Source organism: Stutzerimonas chloritidismutans (assembly GCF_038562055.1).
Classification (GTDB): domain Bacteria; phylum Pseudomonadota; class Gammaproteobacteria; order Pseudomonadales; family Pseudomonadaceae; genus Stutzerimonas; species Stutzerimonas chloritidismutans_A.
Window position 1 is genome coordinate 19,153 of sequence record NZ_JBCFXD010000021.1, and the last position, 20,638, is coordinate 39,790.

Consider the following 20,638-nt stretch of genomic DNA (forward strand, 5'->3'; position numbering starts at 1 on the left):
GTCAAGCGCGGCTGCCCGTCATTCGCACTTGTTACTGCCCTCCTCAAAAGCGCTGAACTTTTGAGGATCGATCCTGATGAAACTGTCCCGTCTTACACTGGCCGTGGCGCTGCTGTATAGCTTCTGCGCGCACGCCCAGACACCTGACTACAATGATGCGCTGCAGCTCAGCGATACCATCGTGTCTGCGAACCGCGTGCCTCAGCTGCGAACCCAGGCTGCAGCCGCCACAACGGTATTCACTCGTGCCGACATCGACCGCTTGCAGGTACGTACAGTCTCTGAGCTGCTTGAACGTGTACCGGGTGTAAGCGTCATGCGTACCGGCGGCCCCGGCAGCCTGACCAGCATATTTGTCCGCGGCACCACCACTGGACAAACGCTTGTACTAGTCGATGGCCAGCGCATCGCCGCCGCATCCAGCGGCACCAGTAGCATCGAATTTATCGATCCGGACCAAATTGAACGGGTAGAGGTTGTGAGAGGTGCACGTTCGGCACTGTACGGATCAGACGCCATCGGCGGTGTAGTGCAGATTTTCACGCGGCAAGGAAACGACACTGGCCTCAACCCACGCCTGCGCTTCGGCGTTGGCAGTCATTCGACCTTCGAGCGCAGCCTGGCGCTATCCGGCGGGGACGACCAGACACGAGTGAGCCTGGCCGCGTCGCTTGACGAAACGGCTGGTATCGACGCCACCCGTCATGGCGACAGCCTCAATCGCGACGACGATGCCTTCCGCAACCGCGCCCTGAGCTTCAATCTGTTGCACAGTTTCACCGAGCGGTTGGATGCTGGTTTCAGCGCGCTGGATCAGCGTGGGCAGATCGAGTACGACGATGTATTCGGCCCATCCAAGCCGACCACCGATTTCCAGCTCAGCACGGCCTCAGGTTTCGTCAACTGGGCGATTAACGATCAATGGACCAGCCGCGTCGAGCTTGGTCACAGCGAAGACAAACGCGATACAGGCAATGATCTGGCGCTAGCCGACCCCGGGATGTTCTACAGCTTCAGCACCTACCGCGACTCAGCAAGCTGGATCAACACGATATCTCTTACACGCGAGCATGAGGTCACGCTAGGCGCGGACTGGTATGAGGACCGACTGCACAGCACTACGGATTTCGTCGAGGACGCCCGTTGGAACCACGCAGGTTTCATCCAGCACCGCTATACCGGCAGCCGGTTCTCCACTGAGCTGGGCATACGTCACGACAAGAACCAGCAATACGGTACCCAAAACAGCTGGAACGGCGCGCTGACCATCCCGCTGGATATCCGTAATGATTTGATCTTTTCCTACAGCGAAGGCTTCCGCGCGCCGACGTTCAACGATCTCTACTATCCGGACGAGTGCTATTTTGGCGTCTGCTATTCAAGCGCAAACCCGAACCTTTCACCCGAACGCTCGAAGAGTTACGAAGCGCAATGGCGTAGCCGCTACAGCGATAGTGGTTCGCTGGAGCTGTCGCTTTACCGCATCGATATAGAGGACGCCATCGTTTCGGACATCAGCACCGGTTGGCAGCCCTACAATGTTCAGACAGCCCGCATCAATGGCCTGGAGGCCGCTTTGAGCGAACAACTGTTCGGCTGGCAGGCCCAGCTTGCGATCGGACTGATTGACCCGCGCGACCGAAACAGCGGGCACACCCTGCCCCGACGCGCCAAGCGCACCCTTAATCTGGATCTGGATCGCCAGTTCGGCGACTTCACGATTGGCGCTAACTGGCGGGCTGTCAGCGGGCGCTACGACGACGCAGGCAACACGCTCGAGCTCAGCGGCTATGGCTTGCTAGGCCTGCGGGGAGGTTGGAAAGTCAACAACGAGATCAGCCTGGAAGCCAAGCTGAACAACCTGTTAAACAAGGATTATGCGGAAGCGACCTACAGCTCAGGCCGGTACGAGTACGCTACGGAAGGCCGGACAGCAGTATTTGCAATAACCTGGTCCCCAACCCTCTAATCCAGGGCAGGCGCATTCTGGCCTGTCGCCTGATTCATCACCTCGCAGAGCTTCCGGATCGCCCCAAGCATCTGGAAGCTCGGCCGCTCCAACCCCTTGTCGGGCACTTCCCAGAGCTGCCCTTTACGCACGGCTTTCAGCTGGGGCCAGGCGTTCCATTCGGACAGCTGCGCACCGCTGCCGGCCAGGATCACGTCAGGGTTCCGAGACAGTACGGACTCCACGCTGACCTGCGGCGCCGGCAGGTGCAGATCGGCGAAAACATTGCGACCGCCGCAGATCTCGATGGCTTCGCCAATGATCTGCGGACCACCGAGCGTGTAAAGCGGGCGATTCCAGATCTGATAGAACACGTCCAGCGGCGGCTCTCGGCGATAGCGTTCACCTAGCTGCTCCAACCCCTGATCGAACTGGCGTTGAAGTTCTCGGCCCTGTTCAGCGCGTCCCACTCGCTGACCGATTACGGCAAACTGGTCGGCGAGTTGCGCCAGAGAGCTTGGCTGAGCGACAAGCACCGGAATCCCAAACTGAGTGAGCTGGTCGCGCTGCGCACGGCTGATGCTTTCTGGCCAGAGCAGTACCAGCGTTGGCTGCAGCTCAAGCAGGCTCTCCATTTCGAGCTGCCCCACACGCCCGACCGAGGGCACATCCTCCAGCGCCACCGGCCGCTCGCCACCGTCAAGGACGCCGACCAACAGATCACCGGCATCGAGCTCCAGCATGATTTCGCTGAGCGAGGGCGCCAGGCTGATGACACGCTCAACGGCTGACAATTGCGGCGACGCCAGCAGCGCAAGGCACAGCAGAAAGGTACGCATCACTGAAGCTGACGTGGGACGCGATAGAGAACAAGCAGCATCAGGCTGCCGCACACCAGCAGCAGCTGTGCCACCGGCTCGACGCCGAGCGGTGCGCCAACCGCAGCGACCCAGGCCGGCAGCCCGGCAATCCGTAGGGCGCTTAGACGAACATTTCGCAACGCGGACCACGCTGAGGGCTCTGCCTCGCTGTCGAACGCTTGCTCGGTTTTGATCAGCGCATGCTTGTACGCGGTGAAGCGCGGCAAGCTGAGAAACAACAGGCCCAGGCCGATAAAGAACAACGGGAACGCAAGTAAATCTTGGTGGCTACCGGTCAGCTCGGGAAGCTGGTTGGCAGCAAGCACCGGCACTACTACCAGCAGCAGTTGCAGCCAGCCGTCACGTGACAGCTGGCGACGGGCGGCAGCACGATTCACGACTGCTCGGCTTCGCCCTGATGGATCTCGCCGAGCATGTGACCGAGCTTGCCGGCCTTGGTAGCGAGGTATTTTTCGTTATGCGGATTGTGTGCAATTTCCAGCGGCATGCGCTGGGCGACACGAATGCCGAACCCTTGCAGCGCCTTCACCTTGCGAGGGTTGTTGGTCATCAGCTTGATTTCGGCAATGCCCAGATGCTCGAGCATCGGCAGGCAGATGGCGTAGTCACGCATATCTGGCGCAAAGCCCAGGCGCTCGTTGGCCTCGACCGTATCGGCGCCGGCATCCTGCAGTTCGTAGGCGCGGATCTTGTTCAGCAAGCCGATGCCGCGGCCTTCCTGACGCAGATACAGCAACGCCCCACGACCCTCGTCGGAGATTGCACGCAGCGCGGCTTCGAGTTGAAACCCGCAATCGCAGCGCAGGCTGAACAGGGCATCACCGGTGAGACACTCGGAGTGCAGGCGACCCAAGACGGGCTTGCCGTCGGCCACATTGCCCAGGGTCAGTACGACATGTTCCTTGCCAGTGTCCTGATCGAGAAAACCATGCATGGTGAACACACCGAACGGCGTCGGCAGTTGGGAAGCGGCGACGAACACGACTGACACCGGAGAGACTCCAGAAGGCGGAAAAGCGGATATTGTAACAGCAGTGCTGCGGCAAGCTGTATCGGAAGATGCCGCAGACCACGGCCGATACAGGCAAGGCCCTGTAACGAGGGACCTCGTCTATATCTTGGATTCGAGCTTCAGAACGCCTTGATCCTCGCGCCAGCTGACTCGACTGAGAAAGCTCATGCCAAGCAGGGCGTCGGTAGGCGAGCCGCCTTCGACCACCACGGCTTCGACACCGAGTACGTCGATCGCACCGACTTTCACGCTGTTGAGGTTGACCCGCCAGGCCTTGGCCGTGCCGCTTGCCGTACCCACGACGATTTGCCTGCCGTCGACCCGATAGTCGATACCGAGGCGCCGAGCCTGGATTTCGTTGATCGCCACCGAGGTAGCACCGGTATCGACGAGAAACTGCACAGGTTGTCCATTGATCGAACCGGCTATCCAGTAGTGACCGCCCTGCCCCTGAGCGATGCTCAGTTGCCGACGATCAGGTTCGGCGAACCCCGAACTCAGCTCACGGGAAAGCCCATAACGGCGCTCGACGCCCTCCACCCGCAGCACTGCGCCTTTCGAATCGGCGCTTATCACCTCAACACCGCCAGGCCCTGCCTGGCCGACCCGTACGAGCTTGCGCTGGCCATCGACGTTCAACACCGCAGCGCCGGGAAACAGGCCGACAACCTGCACTCGGGACGCGGCCGTGACAGCGAGCGTGACGAGCGAAAGGCTAACGGCGAATAGCAGGGCAACGGGACGCATCAGTGGCGGCTCCTTGAGGCTGGGCAGGTTGCATTCTTTCACAGGGCATCCAGGCCTTTCAGCGATCCGATGCACAGCCAGCGCCCAAATCGGGTCAGCCCAGCAACCGCACGGCTATATGCATCACACCGCACGCGGCGAATCCGGCAAGGATGTCGTCAAGCATGATGCCCAGTCCACCATGCACCTGACGATCAACCCAACTGATTGGCCAAGGTTTGAGGATATCCAGCAGGCGGAACACGACAAAACCGAGCAGCAGCCAGTACCAGCCCGCAGGCACCAGCCAGAAGGTAATCCAGATACCGGCGAACTCGTCCCAGACAATACCCTCGTGGTCGTGCACGCCCAGATCCTGGGCAACCTTCCCGCACAACCAGATGCCAAACAGCATGCTGGCAAGGATTAGCGCGCCGTAGCTCCACGCCGGCAACATCTGCCACAGGGGTACGAACGCCAGCGCCACAAGGGATCCCCAGGTGCCGGGTGCTTTGGGCAGCGTGCCGGAGCCAAAACCAAAGGCCAGGTTGTGCCAAGGATTGCTCCACACCGAATGTGGGATCGGTTCGGCGACGGGCTGCAGGGAATCGGTCAAACGGTGTTCCTCTTGTTCTATCGAGCAGCAACGGCTCAGCTCGTGAAATGGTTGTAGCCTCGATGGCTGACACTCACCAGATTTCCTTCCGCATCGACCAACCGAACGCCCTCTCCCAGAGCCACATGACCAATCGCATGAATGGGCCAGCCTTCGGCCTGCATGAGGGGGAACGCATCAGCTGGCAAGGTGAACGCGAGCACGTAGTCATCGCCGCCTGCCAGGCCGCACCGCAGCGCCTGCTCAGCGCCGGCAAACTGCAACAGCGAGTCTGACAGCGGCACCTTCGCTTGATCGACTACCAGCAAAACAGAGGAGGACGTGGCGATATGCGAGCAGTCGGCCAAGAGGCCATCGGAGATGTCCAACGCCGCGGTCGCCTTGCCCCGCAGCGCCTGACCGAGCGCGAGCTGCGGTTGCGGCGACCAGTAGCGCCGGAGCAGCGCTGCTGCTTCCACGGTATTTGCCTGCTGCTCGCCGAGCACAATCGGCAAAGCCCCGGCCGCATCGCCAAGCGCGCCACCGACACACAGCAGATCACCTGGTTGCGCGCCGCTGCGCAACAACGCCTGACCTACCGGTACGCGCCCGAAGACCGTCAGCGTCATGCTCAAGGGGCCGCGCGTGGTGTCGCCGCCGATCAAACGCATGTCGCAGCCAGCGGCCATTGTGTCGAGACCACGGGCGAACTCACTCAACCAGTCGGGATCAACGGAAGGAATTGTCAGTGCCAGCGTGAAACCAATGGGCGTCGCGCCCATCCCAGCGAGATCGCTGGTCGATACGGCCAACGCCCGCTGACCAAGCAGATAGGGATCGCACGGATCGGAGAAATGCACGCCAGCGACCAGCGTGTCTGTGGAAACTGTCAGCTGCTCGCCGACCGGGACGGTCAGCAACGCGCAGTCATCGCCGATACCCAACGCGACATCGCCGCCAGCCCTGGCACAAGCGGCGGCGGCGAAGTAGTGGCGGATCAACTCGAACTCACCCATCAGGCGGATGGCTCAGCGCTTGTGTGCGCCGACCTCGGCACTGCGCAGACTGGGCGCCAACTTGTCCAGCACACCATTGACGAACTTGTGCCCGTCAGTGGCGCCAAACACCTTAGCCAGCTCGATGCCCTCGTTGATCACCACGCGGTACGGGACGTCGATGCGATGCATCAGCTCGAAAGTGGACAGCCGCAGAACCGCCAGTTCAACCGGATCGAGCTCTTCGAGCGGACGATCGAGATGCGGCACGATGGCGCCGTCGACTTCAGTCTTCGCACGCGCAACGCCTGTCAGCAGCTCATGGAAGTAGTTGCCATCGACACCGGAAAAATCGTTGTCGACGCGAAACTGCGCCTCGATTTCGTTGAGGCTCTGACCCGCCATGTGCCACTGATACAGCGCCTGCATCGCAAGGCTACGCGCGACACGGCGCGTCGCGATCTTGCCCTTGGCCTTTGGCTGCGGAGCATCCTGACTGTCGTCGTGATTAAGGCTCACTTGGCCTCCAGCTGCGCCAGCAGACTCACCATTTCGAGAGCGGACAGTGCAGCTTCGGCGCCTTTGTTGCCAGCCTTGGTGCCGGAGCGCTCGATAGCCTGTTCGATGGAGTCGACCGTCAATACGCCGAAGGCGACCGGCACGCCGAACTCCATGGAAACCTGCGACAGGCCCTTGGTGCATTCGCCAGCTACGTACTCGAAGTGCGGAGTGCCTCCACGGATGACCGCGCCGAGGGCGATGATCGCGTCGTACTCACCCTGCTGGGCAACTTTCTGTGCGACCAGCGGAATCTCGAAGGCACCCGGCGCGCGGATGATGGTAATGGCGTCTTCGGCGATGCCGTGGCGCACCAGCGCATCGACAGCGCCACTCACCAGGCTTTCGACAACGAAGCTGTTGAAGCGGCCAACGACGAGGGCGAACTTGCCCTGCGGGGCGATGAAGGTACCTTCGATGGTCTTCAGTGTCATGGAAACAATCTCATATAGCGTTAAAGAGCTTGTGGGCTTTCAGGCAGCCCGGCGGAGCAGCGCGTAGCGAGTGCAGGACAGACAAGGCGAAAACAGGTGAGGCGGCGGAATTTACTGCTGTAAATGAGCAAGCCTCGCCTGTTTTCAACGCAGTATGTCCAAGCGCAGTAGCGCGGCGGCCCTTACTCAGCGGGCAGGTATTCTACAACTTCCAGATCGAAGCCGGATATCGCATTGAACTTCATCGGCGAGCTCAGCAAGCGCATCTTTCGAACACCGAGGTCGCGGAGGATCTGCGATCCGGCACCCACGGTGCTGTAAGTTGCGGGGCTCGGTGATTGCTGACGGTTGAGCTGGGCCAGCAAATGCGGTCCGGTCAGCGGATTGCCCAGCAGGAGCACCACGCCACGGCCAGCTTTTGCCACTTCGCCCATCGCCGCGCGCAGACTCCAGCGCCCCGGCACGGTCACCAGCAACAGGTCACGCAAGGGTTCCATGTTGTGCACGCGCACGAGGGTGGGCTCTTCCGGAGAAATATCACCGCGCGTCAACGCCATATGGACCGTGTCTTCCACGTCGTCGCGATAGGTAACCAGCGTGAACTGACCCAGCTCTGTCTCCAACGGCTGTTCGGAAACCCGCTCGACGGTGCGTTCGTGAATCATGCGGTAGTGAATCAGGTCGGCGATGGTGCCGATCTTCAGGCCGTGCTGCTCGGCGAACAGCTCCAGCTCTGGGCGACGCGCCATGGTGCCGTCGTCGTTCATGATTTCGCAGATCACGCCGGACGGCTCGAAACCTGCCATGCGCGCGAGGTCACAGGCCGCTTCCGTGTGCCCGGCACGCGCCAGCACGCCGCCTGGCTGCGCCATCAAGGGGAAGATATGACCGGGGCTGACGATGTCTTCGGCCACTGCATTCCTTGCCACGGCGGCCTGCACAGTACGCGCGCGGTCGGCGGCAGAGATGCCGGTGGTGACACCCTCGGCCGCCTCGATGGAGACGGTGAACTTGGTACCGAAGCCGGAGCCGTTGCGCGGCGCCATCAGTGGCAGTTGCAGGGTCTCGCAGCGCTCGCGGGTCATTGGCATGCAGATCAGGCCACGTGCGAAACGAGCCATGAAGTTGATGTGCTCGGCGGTCACGCATTCGGAAGCGACAATGATGTCGCCCTCGTTTTCGCGGTCCTCGTCATCCATGAGGATGACCATCTTGCCAGCACGAATGTCTTCGATCAGTTCTTCAGCGGTGTTCAGAGCCATGGTGGCCATTCCTTCTATTCGTTTACCGAGCCGGGTTCAGGTAGCCGTGTTCGGCGAGGAAGCTTTCGGTCAGGCCCGAGGCATTGGGTTCGGCGGCCTTGTCACCCATCAGCAGGCGCTCCAGGTAACGCGCCAGCAGATCCACCTCCAGATTCACCTTCCGCCCGGGGCGGTAGTCGACCATGATGGTTTCGGCCAGGGTGTGCGGAACAATGGTGAGTTCGAACTCCGCGCCATTGACCGAATTGACCGTCAGGCTGGTGCCATCGACGGTGATCGAGCCCTTGAGCGCGATGTACTTGGCCAATTCCCGTGGCGCGCGAATGCGGAATTGCACAGCGCGGGCATTCTCCTCACGCGAAACCACCTCACCCACGCCATCGACGTGACCGCTGACCAGGTGCCCGCCGAGGCGACTGGTCGGCGTCAGGGCCTTCTCCAGATTCACCCGGCTACCGGTCTTGAGATCAACGAAGGCGGTGCGCGCGAGCGTCTCACGGCTGACATCGGCCCAGAAGCCGTTGCCCGGCAGCTCAACGGCGGTCAGACAGACGCCATTGACAGCAATACTGTCGCCGAGCTTGACGTCGCCCAGATCCAGTTTGCCGGTCTCGACCAGCACGCGAACGTCGCCGCCCTTCGGCGTCATGGCACCAATGGTCCCGATGGATTCGATTATTCCTGTGAACATGCGGCCTCCCGTGGAAGGCTGTTGAAACGATGCATATGACGAACTCCTGTTTTGGATAAAACAGGGCGCTGCAGATCGATAGGGAGTGGACGCGCGCACGAAAGGCGCCCGTCGAGGCATCCCGCTCTCTCTCATCCGGACTATACCGTCGGCCCCGGAATCACACCGGGTCTGCTGACCTTGCCTGGGCAAGCGCTCGCGGGCTAGGCACTGAACTGTGCCATTACCGCCGGTGGGGAATCTCACCCCGCCCTGAGAACGTGGGCCCTTTCAGGCCCGGCGCAGTTTTTACCACAGTTGCGTCGATTCTGCAGCCGACAAACGACCGCCAGACCGGCGCTGCGGCAGCGAAACATTTTCAAACATCTAAGCAACTACCGTTGCGTTTGTTTGTCCATACGCGTCGCAGCAGTCTATTCGCGCGCAGACGCCGCCAGCTGCACCCGTGCAACACAAGACGATCAGGAAGGAACGTCACGCCCGCATTCTTCGTACCGACACGCCGAGCCAGGATCCGCTCGTAGTTGCAGATCCTCCGCGCTGACCAGGACACGATCAGGACGAACGCTCCGAACCTTCACATGTGCCATGAGGGATGGGTATGTCAGAGGTTACGGCTATGGAACCGTCGGCTGAGGCACATGCTGCCCAGATCGACCGCAAGGGCTACACCGTCATAGAGCACTACATCTCACCCGAACAACTCGAACTGGGCCGCGCCTTCATCAAGCAACAAGCGGCCACCCGCAACGGTGAGTATTTCTGCATTCATGGTATTGAAGAGCTGAGCGGCACCATGTTTGCGGGATTGGCGCTCTCAACGCCATTCAAGGACCGAATGGCGCAGCTTTATCGCCTTCAGTCGGGCCGAGAGCCGGCCACTGAGGAGCAGGTTTTTCCGGTTATTCGCTGTCTGCAAGGGCGCAGTGGGCTCAAGCAATCGCACTTCTACCACTTCGACGCCACGGCCGTTACCGCGTTGCTACCGCTGTACATTCCGACTGAAGGCGAACACTGCGGCGATCTGATCATTTTCCCCAATACGCGGCATATCCGATTCAACGCGTTGCGCAACGTTATTGAAAAGGCCGTGCTGCATAACACTGTCAGTCAGAAGCTGGTCGCCTTTGCGGTGCGGCGCGGCTGGCTGAAACCGATCCGCCTGAAGCTGGTGCCCGGCAACCTGTATCTGTTCTCGGGCTACCGCAGCCTGCATGCCAATGATGTATGCGATCCTTCCATGCTGCGCGCCACGGCGCTGTTTCATTTCGGCAATCCGCATCACGAAAGCGCGCTGGCGCGATCACTTCTGGGCGCCAACAAACGTCGGGCCAAGCTGGACCATAATGGGCTGAGGCCGGTGAATTGAGCGTTTTCTGCGCAACGGTGCTGTCAATCGGGCGGCTATACAGCGCCTGATCAGACGCTCGGGGTGGCGGTGATTTTCCAATCGTCGCCAACTGCCCGGATGTCCTTGATCTGCAGTTCGCGCGCCTCGCTCATGCGATCCAGCGGCAGATCGAGGAGCGGCCGCGCCGAGGAGCCAAGGAACTTGGCGGCGACGAATAGTTGGTATTCGTCGATCAGACCCAGCGCGGCAAAAGCACCGGCCAAGCGCGGCCCGGCTTCGAGCAGCACCTCGTTGACATCGCGCTTGGCCAGTTCATGCAACAGACGACGCAGATCGACACGCCCCGCCTCACCGGGAAGCGCCAGCAACTCATGGCCCGCCGACTGATAACGAGCGGCCTGATCCTCACTATTGCTGACGACCAGTGCGGGTCCAGCCGAAAAGAACGGCGCGTCCAACGGCACACGTAGTCGCCCGTCGACCAGAACCCGCAGCGGTTGCCATTGCAACGCCAGCGCGGACAGTTCGTCATCCAGCCGCAGCTCGGCAGCACGCACGGTCAGCCGAGCGTTGTCCATCAGCACCGTGTCGGCGCCGGTGAGCACCACGCTCGACTGCGCTCTCAAATGCTGTACCTCGGCGCGTGCATCCGGCCCGGTGATCCATTGGCTTTCGCCGCTGGCCATCGCTGTGCGCCCATCCAGGCTCATCGCCAACTTGGCCCGCAGGTAAGGCAGCCCCGTTTCCATGCGCTTGATGAAACCAGGGTTCAACGCGCGGGCCTCGCTTTCCAGCACGCCGCTGGCGACCTCGATGCCCGAGCTGCGCAACAGCTCCAGGCCACGACCGGCCACCTGTGGATTGGGGTCCTGCATGGCTGCGACTACCCGGCCAACCCCCGCCTTGGCCAGCGCCTCGGCGCAGGGCGGTGTGCGGCCGTGGTGACTGCAGGGTTCAAGGGTGACATAAGCGGTTGCGCCAGCGGCGCGCTCGCCAGCCTGGCGCAAGGCGTGGACTTCGGCATGCGGCTCGCCAGCACGCACGTGCCAACCTTCACCCACCAGTTCACCGTCCTTGACGATGACGCAGCCGACCCGCGGATTAGGGTGGGTCGAATAAAGCCCCTTGCGCGCCAGTTGCAGCGCACGGGCCATCCAGAGGTGATCGTTGGCGCTCATTCGGTTTTGGCGGGTTCGCGGGACAGGCGCTCGATTTCCTCACGGAACTCGTTGAGGTCCTGAAAGCGTCGGTAGACGGACGCGAAGCGGATATAGGCGACCTCATCGAGTTTCTGCAGCTCGACCATCACCAGCTCGCCGAGCACGCGCGACTTGATTTCGCGTTCGCCGGTGGCACGCAGGCGATGCTTGATATGAGCGATGGCTTCTTCGAGACGCTCGACACTGACCGGGCGTTTTTCCAGCGCGCGCTGCATGCCCGCACGGAGCTTTTCCTCGTCGAACGGCTGACGGCTGCCGTCCTGTTTGATCAGCCGAGGCATGACCAGCTCAGCGGTCTCGAAGGTGGTGAAACGCTCACCACAGGCGAGGCACTCACGGCGACGGCGCACCTGATCGCCTTCGGCCACGAGGCGCGAGTCGATGACTTTGGTGTCATGTGCACCACAGAAGGGACAATGCATGGGCTAGAGCTGTCAGACGTCGGGAGAGCCATGGTAGCGCATCCCGCCAGCAAGACAAATCGAGCGGATTGTTGCTATACAGGCGCGCATCTACGTCATGTTATGGAGCCGTTCGTGCTGTTACGCCACTTTGTTCTACCTGCGCTGCTGCTGGTTCTGGTTGGTTGTGCGAATGAGCGTTCCCAGCGCCCTACCGCGGCCGTCACCTTCGAAGAGCCGCCCGAGGCCAGCACCTTGATGCACGAATTGCACGGCAGTCTGATCGGCGTACCCGCTGACAGCGAAGTCGAGCTGGCGTTGCTGGAGGTCAACCGTCGTGACCAGCCAGACCGACTGCTGAGCAATGTAAGGCTGCAAGGCCGGGGAACCGAGCTGCCGTTCATTCTCAAGTTCAATGCCGAGAAATTCCCCAAGGGCCGGGATGTGGAACTGCGCGGACGCGTGACCCGTTCTGGGCAACTGATCATGCGCCTGCCCGCCGTGCAGGTCAGCAGTTCGGCCAACCAGTCCCTCGGCCCGTTGCATCTGGTGCCAGCCCCATGAAGCCGCCCGCTGCGCTGCAACAGGCACTGGCAGAACTGCTCGGCGATGCTTCGCTGAGTATCGAGTCATTGCCCGGCACGGATATCCAACTGTGGTTGATCGATGCGCTGAACATGGACCGCGCCTTCAGCCCCGAGGAAACCCGGAGGATTCTCGAAGAGCCGCCCTATTGGTGCTTCTGTTGGGCCAGCGGCCTGGTCCTGGCGCGCTGGCTGGCCGAGCGTCCGGAGTGGGTGCGAGGCAAGCGCGTCCTGGACTTCGGTGCGGGGTCAGGTGTCGCGGCCATTGCCGCAGCAAAGGCCGGCGCCGCAGAGGTTGTGGCCTGTGATCTGGACCCGCTGGCCCTGGCCGCGTGTCGCGCCAACGCGGAGCTCAACGGTGTGCAGCTCAACTATTCGGACGATTTTTTTACCGAGGCTGACCGTTACGACCTGATCATCGTCGCCGATGTGCTCTATGACCGGGCCAACCTGCCCCTGCTCGATGAGTTTCTCAGCCGCGGCCAGGTGGCACTGGTCGCCGATTCCCGCGTGCGGGACTTTCAGCACCCCCTGTATGAGCGCCTGGATATTCTCGACGCCTGCACCTGGCCGGATCTGGCCGAACCGGCGGAGTTTCGCCGGGTCAGCCTCTACCACGCCCATCGCCAAGCTGTGCCCGTCGCAATGTGCTGAAGCGCAGCGCAGGCTTTGCTCTGGAGGACACATGCAGACCGACAAACCATTACGCCTGTTCTTCGCCCTGTCCTGCCCTTCCGACCTTGCGGATGCCATCTGCAACTGGCGCGACAGTCATGCGCTGGGCGGGCGCCCTGTCGCCCAGGCCAACCTGCATATGACTCTGGCTTTTCTCGGTAACCAACCGGCAACAGCGGTGGATGGCTTGAAGCAGCTTGCGGACAGCCTGCGTGTTGACGCTTTCTTGCTGCAGCTCGACCAGCTGCAGATGATCGGCAAGAATTTCGCCTGTTTGACGCCCAGCCTGAGCCCCTCGCCCTTGATTGACCTCGTCGGGCAATTGCACGCCGGACTGTCCGCGTACGGTGTCGTGCTTGATTCTCGCCCGTTCCTGCCGCATGTCACCCTGTCGCGGCAGGTTCACGCCTTGCCCACTATCGAGCCACGGGCTTTCCGTTGGGCCGTGAACCACTTCGGGCTCTACCTCTCAGAAAACACCGCACAAGGTGCTCATTACACCGAGCTGGCAAGCTGGTCGCTGGCTGCACCCAGCCGCTGAGCATCTGCAACCTGCACCCTTGCTTCCGAATCGCCTCGCCCCCACATAACATGCACGCCTACTTCGCATGTGCCCATTCCGAGAATTTCAATGAGCCAGACTCCCTACATCTTTGACGTCACCAGCGCCAATTTCGAGCAGCTGGTGCTGGAAAACTCCTTTCACAAGCCGGTGCTGGTGGACTTCTGGGCCGAGTGGTGTGCGCCGTGCAAAGCGCTGATGCCGCTGCTGGCGAAGATTACCGAGGAGTATCAGGGCGAACTGGTACTGGCCAAGGTCAACTGCGATATCGAGCAGGACGTGGTGGCGCGTTTCGGCGTACGCAGCCTGCCTACCGTGGTGCTGTTCAAGGACGGTCAGCCGGTCGACGGTTTTGCCGGTGCTCAGCCGGAATCGGCCATTCGCGCCATGCTTGAGCCACACGTGCAGGCGCCAGCCGCGCCGGAAGCTGATCTGCTCGAAACCGCCCAAGCGCTGTTCGCCGAAGGGCGCATCAGCGAAGCGGAAAACCTGCTCAAGCAATTGCTGGCCGAAGACAACGAAAACGCGGCAGCACTGATTCTCTATGCGCGCTGCCTGGTCGAGCGTGGCGAGCTTGGCGAAGCCGAACTGGTGCTCGACGCGGTCAAGGGCGACGAGCACAAGCAGGCACTTGCCGGCGCCCGCGCGCAGCTGACCTTTCTGCGCCAAGCCGCTGATCTGCCGGAAGTGGCCGATCTGAAAAGCCGCCTGGCGCAGAACGCCGAAGATGACGAGGCGGCTTACCAGCTGGCCATTCAGCAGCTGGCACGCCAGCAGCACGAAGCGGCGCTGGACGGTTTGTTGAAGTTGTTCGTGCGTAATCGCGGCTACGCGGACGGCCTGCCGCACAAGACGTTGCTGCAGGTATTCGACCTATTGGGAAGCGACCATCCGCTGGTCACAACCTACCGCCGCAAGCTGTATCAGGCGCTTTACTGAGCCATCGACGGAAGCGTCTTCAGCAATAGATCCTCCCGGTTCGGATAGGTCGGCTATCCGAGCCGGGGATGTCCCTTTTCTCATACCCGGGTGCTGGTCCAGCCTGACAGCGCGGCGGATCGGTAGAGCGTGATCCACCCTACCGCTGAATGCATGCCGATCTTTGTGCGATGCTTCGGCTAGCCACTGAGTAGCTGGCGCAACGCCAGGCAATCACGGGCGTGCAGATCGGTCAGCTCAGGCCAGGGGTTTTCTGGCAGGTTGACCAGCACGCCGCGCGCGCCTGCCGCCTTGGCGCATTCCAGGTCGAAACGGAAATCACCCACCATCACCAGCTCGCTGGGTTCGATGCTCCATTTGTCCGCCAGGTGCAGCAAGCCGCCCGGATCGGGCTTCGGTGGTGCTTCGTCACGGCCGAGGATGTCATCACTGGCGAAGCAGTCACCCATGCCCACCGCCTGCAGGGTTACCAGCGCCAACTCGTGTGCGTTGCGCGTCAGCACGCCAAGCCGGCAACCCCGCTCACGCAGCATATGCAGGAGCTCACGAGCACCTGGCGCGGGTGTCGCGGCATGAGCCAGCTCGCGCTCGTGATCGAGCAGCCAGGCGCGCTTGCTGGCGGCTTCGTCAGCCGGCAGCGCAGCCAGGTGATGCAGGATGTCGTCTTCCTGGGGAATGTCGAGCGCCCGCTTGATCGCCGGGAAATCATGCACGGCAAGGGTCAGGGTGCCGTCCATGTCGAACACCCAGTGCCGCGCATCGGCCAGGCTCACTTCCAATCCTCACGCACGCGGATCAGGCCTTCCTGCGCCACCGAAGCGACCAGCTCACCCGCGCGGTTGAAGATACTGCCACGGGCGAAACCACGCGCGTTGCCGGCCCAGGGGCTGTCCATGGAGTACAGCAGCCACTCATCGGCGCGCACTTCGCGGTGGAACCAGATGGCATGGTCAAGGCTCGCCAGCTGGATGAACTTGCTCCAGGAGCTGACGCCGTGTGGCTGCAGGGCGGTGCCGATAAAGCTGAAGTCCGAGGCGTAGGCGACCAGGTACTTGTGCAGGGCCGGGTTGTCCGGTAGCGAGCCATCGGCGCGGAACCAGATGTGCCGAACAGGCTCGATCGGCTGCGGATTGATGGGGTCCTGCAGCGTGACCGGACGGATCTCGATGGGTTTTGGACGGCGCAGCTTTTCTGCCACGCGCGCCGGGACCAGTGGTGTCAGCTTGTGCAACAGCTCCCATTCGCTGAGCAGGTCTTCGGGGCCGACCACGTCAGGCATCGGCAACTGATGCTCGAACCCGGTCTCGTCGGCCTGAAACGAGGCGCTGCAGGTAAAGATGGTCTGCCCTTTCTGGATCGCGCTCACGCGGCGCGTGGTGAAACTGCCACCGTCACGCACCCGGTCGACGTCGTAAACCACCGGATGATGTGAATCCCCAGGGCGCAGGAAGTAACCGTGCATCGAATGCACGTGACGCTCCGGTGCCACCGTCTGGCTGGCGGCGGACAGCGCCTGACCGACCACCTGGCCGCCGAACAGCTGCGGAAAGCCCAGGTCCTGGCTGTCGCCGCGGAAGAGGTTTTCTTCGATACGTTCCAGCGACAGCAGGTTGACCAGCGTGTCTAGGGTGTCGCTCATGGTGTAGTTCCTTTATGTATGCGAGGCACGAAGCAGGCGCGCAATGTTACGGATTCCGCCGAAGCGGCTCCACTGCTTGCGCTTACCGACGCCGTTCAGCCCAGCAATCCTGCGTCATTCGATACAGCACGTGAGGGCGCAAGGGATCACCCTCGGAAATCATCGGATGGTCGAAGTCATCCTCAGGTTCGTGCCTCATGCCAAGCGCCTGCATCAACGTCAGCGAAGGGTCATTGATTGCTGCCGTGTAAGCCACCACCTCCGGCAGCTGCAACTGATCGAAACCGCATGCCAGCGACGCCTCCGCCGCTTCGCGGGCGAAGCCTTGCCCCCAATGCTCATGGGCGAGCCGCCAGCCGATTTCCACAACCGGGCAGAACGGCAGCGGCAAACGGCTCCAGGACAGCCCGGCTATACCGATGAAGCGGCCGTCACTCTTCAGCTCCAACGCCCAGAAACCGAAGCCGAATCGCGCGAAATGCATCCGGCTGCGCGCCATCACCGCAGCGCATTCATCGCGTGAGAGCAGCTTGGGGAAATAGCGCATCACCAGCGGATCGCTGCACAACTCATGCAGGTAATCGAGATCGGCATCATGCCAGGCGCGCAGGTGCAAACGCGGTGTTTCCAGTTCAATACGTTCCATCGGTTCGTCCGTGCTGTTTCCTTGAAGATTTCGGCGGCGGCTCTGCATACTCGCTGTTGACCTCAATGGGCCCGATTCGATGTCTCTGCCGCTGGTTTTTCACGACGATTACAGCCCAGCTCTGCCGCCGGGGCACCGCTTCCCCATGGAGAAGTTCCGGCTGCTACGCGACCATCTCGTCGAGTGCGGTCTGACCACGGATGCCGCGCTGTTACGTCCCGAAGTCTGCCCGCCCGATAGGCTGGCGCTCGCACATGACCGTGGTTATGTCGAGCGCTACTGCAGCGGCGACATGAGCCGCGAGGAGCTGCGCCGCCTGGGCCTGCCATGGAGCCCGCAACTGGCGCAGCGCACCGTACGCGCGGTCGGCGGCTCGCTGCTGGCCGCCGACCTTGCCTTGCAGCACGGGCTGGCCTGTCACCTGGCGGGCGGCACCCACCATGCCCATTACGACCATGCCTCCGGGTTCTGCATATTCAACGACCTGGCCATTATCGCCCTTTCGCTGCTGGAGAGCGGCCGCGTCGGCCGTGTACTGATCTTCGACTGTGATGTGCATCAGGGCGACGGCACTGCACGAATTCTCGAGCAGGTGCCGGACGCGGTCACCGTGTCGCTGCATTGCGAAAAGAACTTCCCGACGCGCAAGGCCCGCAGCGACTGGGACATCGGTTTGGCGCCAGGCCTGGGCGATGCCGACTACCTGAAAGTCGTCGACGATACGCTCAGCTACCTGCTGCCGCTGTATCAGCCGGATCTGGTCATCTATGACGCCGGCGTCGATGTGCACCGCGACGACGCGCTGGGCCTGCTCGCGCTCAGCGACGAAGGCCTGGCCATGCGCGACAGCGCCGTGATCGAACACTGTCTGGGGCGGGACATTCCGGTGGTCGGCGTGATTGGCGGCGGCTACGACAAGGACCGCACGCTGCTTGCGCGGCGCCATGCGCAGCTGCACATCAGCGCCGCCGACGCCTGGCAGCGTCACGGCTTAGGCTGACACCACTGGTCACACCGAAGGCCGCAGTGCGGAACTTCGATCGACAGCGAAACCCTCACTTCTATGTGTGAATGAACCGCCCCGGCACCTCTGGACCGCTGTTCAAGCACTGGCAAACATAACAATGAGGACGCTCCAATGCTCGAAACTGACCGCGACACCACTGCCTATCGCAACGTTCGCACTCGCTACCGGCCCCACGCATCCTGGAGTGCCGTGTTCGCCGGCATCGCATTGGCTCTGGCCATTTCGTTGCTGCTGCACCTCCTGGGTACAGCCATTGGCACAGCCACCATCGACCCGGCCACCGAAGCCAACCCTGTTGCAGGCCTTGGAAAAGGTGCCGTTATCTGGATGGTGCTCGCCGGCATCGTGTCGCTGGCCATAGGGGGGTATGTCGCGGGTCGCATGGCGCCTCGTCACGGCATGCTGCACGGCTTGCTGGTCTGGGCAGTGACCACGCTGGTCACGGTCTATCTGATCGCCAGCTTGGTCGGTTCCGCTGTATCAGGCACGGCCAGCATGGTCGGCTCGGGCCTGCAGGCAGTCGGCTCCGGCATTGCCTCGGTGGCGCCAGCGATTGGCGGCGAGATCAAGCAGCAGGTCAAACAGGCGGATATCAACCTTGACCTCAGCGACATCCAGGCCGAAATCAAGCAGGCGTTGCGTCAGACCGGCGAGCCGCAGTTGGCGCCACAGAACCTCGAACAGGACGCCGAAGCGGTTCAGCAGCAGGCGCAAACCCGCGTTGAACAGGCTCAACAGCAACCGCAGCAGGCCGATGAGCAACTGACCCAGCTGATCGAGCAGATCCAGCAGAAGGCTGAGGAGACGCTGAACGCCGCCGACCGCGAAGCGCTGGTCAATCTGATGCAAGAGCGCGGCAACATGAGCGAGCAGCAAGCCGAGCAAATGGTCAGCCAGATCGAGCAGCAGTATCAGCAGGCCTACATCAAGTTTCAGGAACTGCGCGCTCAGGCCGAGATGAAAGCCCGTGAAGCTGCCGAGCAGGCGGCCAAGCGCGTTTCGCAGGCGAGTTGGGCGCTGTTGATCACCCTGTTGATCAACGCCGTGGTGGCTGGTTTCGCCGGCATGTTCGGCTTCCGCCGTCAGCCAAAACAGTCCGACGCGGTGTAACCCGCTGCACCCCGGCGCTCCCAGCGCCGGGGCTTCTTCTACTCCGTAACCCGCCCCACTCTCTCCACCCCCGCTGCAGACTTCCCATCGCGAACCGCTAGAATGGCGGCCCCCGAACCTCGGCCACGTTATTCAATGCGCACACCAGAATCTCGCGTCGCCATTATCGGCGGCGGCCCTGCCGGGTTGATGGCTGCTGAAGTGATGAGCCAGGCAGGCATTGCCGTCGACCTGTATGACGCCATGCCCTCGGTCGGCCGCAAGTTTCTGCTGGCCGGCGTCGGCGGAATGAACATCACCCATTCCGAGCCTTTCGAGCCTTTCGTCGCGCGCTATCGCGAACGCGCAACGGCGCTTCGTCCTCAACTGGAGACGTTCACACCCGAGCAGCTGCGAGAGTGGATTCACGGGCTTGGCATCGACACCTTCGTCGGCACCTCAGGGCGTGTGTTTCCCAAGGACATGAAAGCTGCACCGCTGCTGCGTGCCTGGCTGCGCCGCCTGCGTGACGCCGGCGTACAGATTCATACGCGTCACCGCTGGCTGGGCTGGCACGCTGACGGCAAGCTCAAGCTGCACAGCCCGGATGGCGACCTCAGCGTCCGCGCGGACGCCGTGCTGCTTGCTTTGGGTGGCGGCAGCTGGGCTCGCCTGGGTTCCGACGGCGCCTGGGTTGCACTGCTGGAACAGCGCGGTATCTCGATTGCCTCACTGCGCCCCGCAAACTGTGGCTTCGAAGTGGACGCCTGGAGCCAGCATCTGCTGGATAAATTTGCCGGCGCGCCGCTTAAAACGGTAAGCCTCGCACTTACCGGTGGCGCCCCGCGCAAGGGTGAGTTCGTCGTTACGGCCAAAGGAATCGAAGGCAGTCTGGTCTACGCGCTGTCCGCCGAGATCCGCCAGGCAATCGAGCAGAACGGCAGCGCTACCGTCACGCTGGACCTGCTGCCCGACCATGCACCGGAGCGTGTCCTTCGCTCGCTGGCCAAGCCCCGCGGTTCGCAATCAATGGCCAAGCATCTCAAGCGTCAGCTCGGCCTTGAGGGTGTCAAGGCGGGGCTGTTGCGCGAACTCGCGCCCGCCGAGGCCTTCGATGATCCGCAGCAGTTGGCAACAGCGATCAAGGCGCTGCCGGTCAGGTTGCTGCGCACGCGTCCGTTGGACGAAGCCATCAGCAGTGCCGGCGGCGTGCCGTTCGAAGCACTGGACGAGGGCCTGATGCTGCGCCAGGCGCCGGGCGTGTTCTGTGCCGGCGAGATGCTCGACTGGGAAGCGCCCACCGGCGGCTATCTGCTGACCGCCTGTTTTGCCAGTGGACGAGCGGCAGCGGTGGGCATGCTGCGCTGGCTGGGGATCGAGAGCTCGACTAAGCCCTGACCGGT

Annotated in this window: 24 protein-coding genes and 1 riboswitch; of the genes, 9 read left to right on the forward strand and 15 right to left on the reverse strand. The window is 62.2% G+C overall.

Going from position 1 to position 20,638, the window contains the following annotated elements; translation table 11 throughout:
• Positions 1-76: 76 nt before the first annotated feature.
• Positions 77-1,969, forward strand: coding sequence for a TonB-dependent receptor domain-containing protein (locus AAGW23_RS20630; RefSeq protein WP_342408140.1), 1,893 nt, complete (start codon positions 77-79; stop codon positions 1,967-1,969).
• Here AAGW23_RS20630 and AAGW23_RS20635 read toward each other — a convergent pair.
• The 10 genes from AAGW23_RS20635 to AAGW23_RS20680 all read right to left on the reverse strand — a co-directional run bounded on the left by AAGW23_RS20635 (position 1,966) and on the right by AAGW23_RS20680 (position 9,102).
• Positions 1,966-2,787 (reverse strand): cobalamin-binding protein, encoded by an 822-nt coding sequence (locus tag AAGW23_RS20635; RefSeq protein ID WP_342408141.1) that lies wholly within the window; start codon positions 2,785-2,787, stop codon positions 1,966-1,968. The genes AAGW23_RS20630 and AAGW23_RS20635 overlap by 4 nt on opposite strands.
• Positions 2,787-3,206, reverse strand: a complete 420-nt coding sequence (locus AAGW23_RS20640; RefSeq protein ID WP_342408142.1) for a hypothetical protein — start codon at positions 3,204-3,206, stop codon at positions 2,787-2,789. The genes AAGW23_RS20635 and AAGW23_RS20640 overlap by 1 nt, the downstream gene beginning before the upstream one ends.
• A complete protein-coding gene (gene ribA / locus AAGW23_RS20645) occupies positions 3,203-3,820 on the reverse strand; it encodes a GTP cyclohydrolase II (protein ID WP_102837031.1) in 618 nt (205 codons plus the stop codon). Before ribA ends, AAGW23_RS20640 begins: the two co-directional genes overlap by 4 nt.
• A gap of 120 nt (positions 3,821-3,940) precedes the next feature.
• A complete protein-coding gene (locus AAGW23_RS20650; protein ID WP_342408143.1) occupies positions 3,941-4,588 on the reverse strand; it encodes a retropepsin-like aspartic protease family protein in 648 nt (215 codons plus the stop codon).
• Between the two features lie 94 nt (positions 4,589-4,682).
• A complete protein-coding gene (locus AAGW23_RS20655) occupies positions 4,683-5,183 on the reverse strand; it encodes a phosphatidylglycerophosphatase A (RefSeq protein ID WP_342408144.1) in 501 nt (166 codons plus the stop codon).
• Positions 5,184-5,218: 35 nt separating this feature from the next.
• Complete coding sequence (gene thiL, locus AAGW23_RS20660) at positions 5,219-6,178, reverse strand: thiamine-phosphate kinase (RefSeq protein WP_342408145.1); 960 nt, start codon at positions 6,176-6,178, stop codon at positions 5,219-5,221.
• Between the two features lie 12 nt (positions 6,179-6,190).
• Positions 6,191-6,676: a transcription antitermination factor NusB gene (gene nusB, locus AAGW23_RS20665; protein WP_342408146.1), complete on the reverse strand. Its 486-nt coding sequence runs from the start codon at positions 6,674-6,676 to the stop codon at positions 6,191-6,193.
• On the reverse strand, positions 6,673-7,149 hold the full coding sequence (gene ribH, locus AAGW23_RS20670; protein WP_019340068.1) for a 6,7-dimethyl-8-ribityllumazine synthase: 477 nt from the start codon (positions 7,147-7,149) through the stop codon (positions 6,673-6,675). The genes nusB and ribH overlap by 4 nt, the downstream gene beginning before the upstream one ends.
• Positions 7,150-7,331: 182 nt before the next feature.
• Positions 7,332-8,411 carry a bifunctional 3,4-dihydroxy-2-butanone-4-phosphate synthase/GTP cyclohydrolase II gene (ribBA, locus tag AAGW23_RS20675; RefSeq protein WP_342408147.1) on the reverse strand — a complete coding sequence of 360 codons (1,080 nt, stop codon included), beginning with the start codon at positions 8,409-8,411 and terminating at the stop codon, positions 7,332-7,334.
• Between the two features lie 22 nt (positions 8,412-8,433).
• Positions 8,434-9,102, reverse strand: coding sequence for a riboflavin synthase (locus AAGW23_RS20680; protein WP_102837036.1), 669 nt, complete (start codon positions 9,100-9,102; stop codon positions 8,434-8,436).
• Positions 9,103-9,221: 119 nt separating this feature from the next.
• Positions 9,222-9,366, reverse strand: a riboswitch (FMN riboswitch).
• 355 nt (positions 9,367-9,721) lie between these two features.
• Between AAGW23_RS20680 and AAGW23_RS20685 the strand changes: the two genes are divergently transcribed.
• Positions 9,722-10,471: a hypothetical protein gene (locus AAGW23_RS20685; RefSeq protein WP_342408148.1), complete on the forward strand. Its 750-nt coding sequence runs from the start codon at positions 9,722-9,724 to the stop codon at positions 10,469-10,471.
• A 50-nt stretch (positions 10,472-10,521) separates the two neighbouring features.
• Here AAGW23_RS20685 and ribD read toward each other — a convergent pair whose 3' ends face one another.
• Complete coding sequence (ribD, locus tag AAGW23_RS20690) at positions 10,522-11,631, reverse strand: bifunctional diaminohydroxyphosphoribosylaminopyrimidine deaminase/5-amino-6-(5-phosphoribosylamino)uracil reductase RibD (RefSeq protein ID WP_342408149.1); 1,110 nt, start codon at positions 11,629-11,631, stop codon at positions 10,522-10,524.
• Entirely contained in the window at positions 11,628-12,095 is a 468-nt protein-coding gene (gene nrdR / locus AAGW23_RS20695; protein ID WP_045424280.1) for a transcriptional regulator NrdR, read from the reverse strand. The genes ribD and nrdR overlap by 4 nt, the downstream gene beginning before the upstream one ends.
• Before the next feature lie 102 nt (positions 12,096-12,197).
• On the opposite strand from nrdR, the gene AAGW23_RS20700 reads away from it, so the two are divergent.
• The 4 genes from AAGW23_RS20700 to trxA all read left to right on the forward strand — a co-directional run bounded on the left by AAGW23_RS20700 (position 12,198) and on the right by trxA (position 14,834).
• A complete protein-coding gene (locus AAGW23_RS20700; RefSeq protein WP_102837039.1) occupies positions 12,198-12,638 on the forward strand; it encodes a YbaY family lipoprotein in 441 nt (146 codons plus the stop codon).
• Positions 12,635-13,312: a class I SAM-dependent methyltransferase gene (locus AAGW23_RS20705; RefSeq protein WP_342408150.1), complete on the forward strand. Its 678-nt coding sequence runs from the start codon at positions 12,635-12,637 to the stop codon at positions 13,310-13,312. Before AAGW23_RS20700 ends, AAGW23_RS20705 begins: the two co-directional genes overlap by 4 nt.
• A 31-nt stretch (positions 13,313-13,343) precedes the next feature.
• Positions 13,344-13,874: an RNA 2',3'-cyclic phosphodiesterase gene (gene thpR, locus AAGW23_RS20710; protein WP_342408151.1), complete on the forward strand. Its 531-nt coding sequence runs from the start codon at positions 13,344-13,346 to the stop codon at positions 13,872-13,874.
• A gap of 90 nt (positions 13,875-13,964) precedes the next feature.
• Complete coding sequence (gene trxA / locus AAGW23_RS20715) at positions 13,965-14,834, forward strand: thioredoxin (RefSeq protein WP_342408152.1); 870 nt, start codon at positions 13,965-13,967, stop codon at positions 14,832-14,834.
• A 179-nt stretch (positions 14,835-15,013) separates the two neighbouring features.
• On the opposite strand, the gene AAGW23_RS20720 is transcribed toward trxA, so the two are convergent.
• From AAGW23_RS20720 to AAGW23_RS20730, 3 genes are all read right to left on the reverse strand, one after another.
• Entirely contained in the window at positions 15,014-15,607 is a 594-nt protein-coding gene (locus tag AAGW23_RS20720; RefSeq protein ID WP_342408153.1) for an HAD family hydrolase, read from the reverse strand.
• Positions 15,604-16,473 carry an acyl-CoA thioesterase II gene (gene tesB, locus AAGW23_RS20725; protein ID WP_342408154.1) on the reverse strand — a complete coding sequence of 290 codons (870 nt, stop codon included), beginning with the start codon at positions 16,471-16,473 and terminating at the stop codon, positions 15,604-15,606. The genes AAGW23_RS20720 and tesB overlap by 4 nt, the downstream gene beginning before the upstream one ends.
• A gap of 82 nt (positions 16,474-16,555) precedes the next feature.
• Positions 16,556-17,119 carry a GNAT family N-acetyltransferase gene (locus AAGW23_RS20730; protein ID WP_342408155.1) on the reverse strand — a complete coding sequence of 188 codons (564 nt, stop codon included), beginning with the start codon at positions 17,117-17,119 and terminating at the stop codon, positions 16,556-16,558.
• 79 nt (positions 17,120-17,198) lie between these two features.
• On the opposite strand from AAGW23_RS20730, the gene AAGW23_RS20735 reads away from it, so the two are divergent.
• From AAGW23_RS20735 to AAGW23_RS20745, 3 genes are all read left to right on the forward strand, one after another.
• Positions 17,199-18,119, forward strand: a complete 921-nt coding sequence (locus AAGW23_RS20735) for a histone deacetylase (RefSeq protein WP_342408156.1) — start codon at positions 17,199-17,201, stop codon at positions 18,117-18,119.
• A 138-nt stretch (positions 18,120-18,257) separates the two neighbouring features.
• The gene (locus AAGW23_RS20740) at positions 18,258-19,256 is read left to right on the forward strand and encodes a hypothetical protein (RefSeq protein ID WP_342408157.1); all 999 of its coding nucleotides are present in this window, start codon (positions 18,258-18,260) and stop codon (positions 19,254-19,256) included.
• A gap of 102 nt (positions 19,257-19,358) precedes the next feature.
• The gene (locus AAGW23_RS20745) at positions 19,359-20,633 is read left to right on the forward strand and encodes a TIGR03862 family flavoprotein (RefSeq protein WP_425540845.1); all 1,275 of its coding nucleotides are present in this window, start codon (positions 19,359-19,361) and stop codon (positions 20,631-20,633) included.
• Positions 20,634-20,638: the final 5 nt, after the last annotated feature.

What these genes read in the sequence shown, in the direction of transcription:
- AAGW23_RS20630 (WP_342408140.1), top strand. Translation starts at nt 77, where the DNA reads ATGAAACTGTCCCGTCTTACACTGGCCGTGGCGCTGCTGTATAGCTTC.
- AAGW23_RS20635 (WP_342408141.1), bottom strand. Translation starts at nt 2,787, where the DNA reads ATGCGTACCTTTCTGCTGTGCCTTGCGCTGCTGGCGTCGCCGCAATTG.
- AAGW23_RS20650 (WP_342408143.1), bottom strand. Translation starts at nt 4,588, where the DNA reads ATGCGTCCCGTTGCCCTGCTATTCGCCGTTAGCCTTTCGCTCGTCACG.
- thiL (WP_342408145.1), bottom strand. Translation starts at nt 6,178, where the DNA reads ATGGGTGAGTTCGAGTTGATCCGCCACTACTTCGCCGCCGCCGCTTGT.
- ribH (WP_019340068.1), bottom strand. Translation starts at nt 7,149, where the DNA reads ATGACACTGAAGACCATCGAAGGTACCTTCATCGCCCCGCAGGGCAAG.
- ribBA (WP_342408147.1), bottom strand. Translation starts at nt 8,411, where the DNA reads ATGGCTCTGAACACCGCTGAAGAACTGATCGAAGACATTCGTGCTGGC.
- AAGW23_RS20680 (WP_102837036.1), bottom strand. Translation starts at nt 9,102, where the DNA reads ATGTTCACAGGAATAATCGAATCCATCGGGACCATTGGTGCCATGACG.
- AAGW23_RS20685 (WP_342408148.1), top strand. Translation starts at nt 9,722, where the DNA reads ATGGAACCGTCGGCTGAGGCACATGCTGCCCAGATCGACCGCAAGGGC.
- ribD (WP_342408149.1), bottom strand. Translation starts at nt 11,631, where the DNA reads ATGAGCGCCAACGATCACCTCTGGATGGCCCGTGCGCTGCAACTGGCG.
- nrdR (WP_045424280.1), bottom strand. Translation starts at nt 12,095, where the DNA reads ATGCATTGTCCCTTCTGTGGTGCACATGACACCAAAGTCATCGACTCG.
- AAGW23_RS20700 (WP_102837039.1), top strand. Translation starts at nt 12,198, where the DNA reads ATGGAGCCGTTCGTGCTGTTACGCCACTTTGTTCTACCTGCGCTGCTG.
- AAGW23_RS20705 (WP_342408150.1), top strand. Translation starts at nt 12,635, where the DNA reads ATGAAGCCGCCCGCTGCGCTGCAACAGGCACTGGCAGAACTGCTCGGC.
- thpR (WP_342408151.1), top strand. Translation starts at nt 13,344, where the DNA reads ATGCAGACCGACAAACCATTACGCCTGTTCTTCGCCCTGTCCTGCCCT.
- trxA (WP_342408152.1), top strand. Translation starts at nt 13,965, where the DNA reads ATGAGCCAGACTCCCTACATCTTTGACGTCACCAGCGCCAATTTCGAG.
- tesB (WP_342408154.1), bottom strand. Translation starts at nt 16,473, where the DNA reads ATGAGCGACACCCTAGACACGCTGGTCAACCTGCTGTCGCTGGAACGT.
- AAGW23_RS20730 (WP_342408155.1), bottom strand. Translation starts at nt 17,119, where the DNA reads ATGGAACGTATTGAACTGGAAACACCGCGTTTGCACCTGCGCGCCTGG.
- AAGW23_RS20735 (WP_342408156.1), top strand. Translation starts at nt 17,199, where the DNA reads ATGTCTCTGCCGCTGGTTTTTCACGACGATTACAGCCCAGCTCTGCCG.
- AAGW23_RS20740 (WP_342408157.1), top strand. Translation starts at nt 18,258, where the DNA reads ATGCTCGAAACTGACCGCGACACCACTGCCTATCGCAACGTTCGCACT.
- AAGW23_RS20745 (WP_425540845.1), top strand. Translation starts at nt 19,359, where the DNA reads ATGGCGGCCCCCGAACCTCGGCCACGTTATTCAATGCGCACACCAGAA.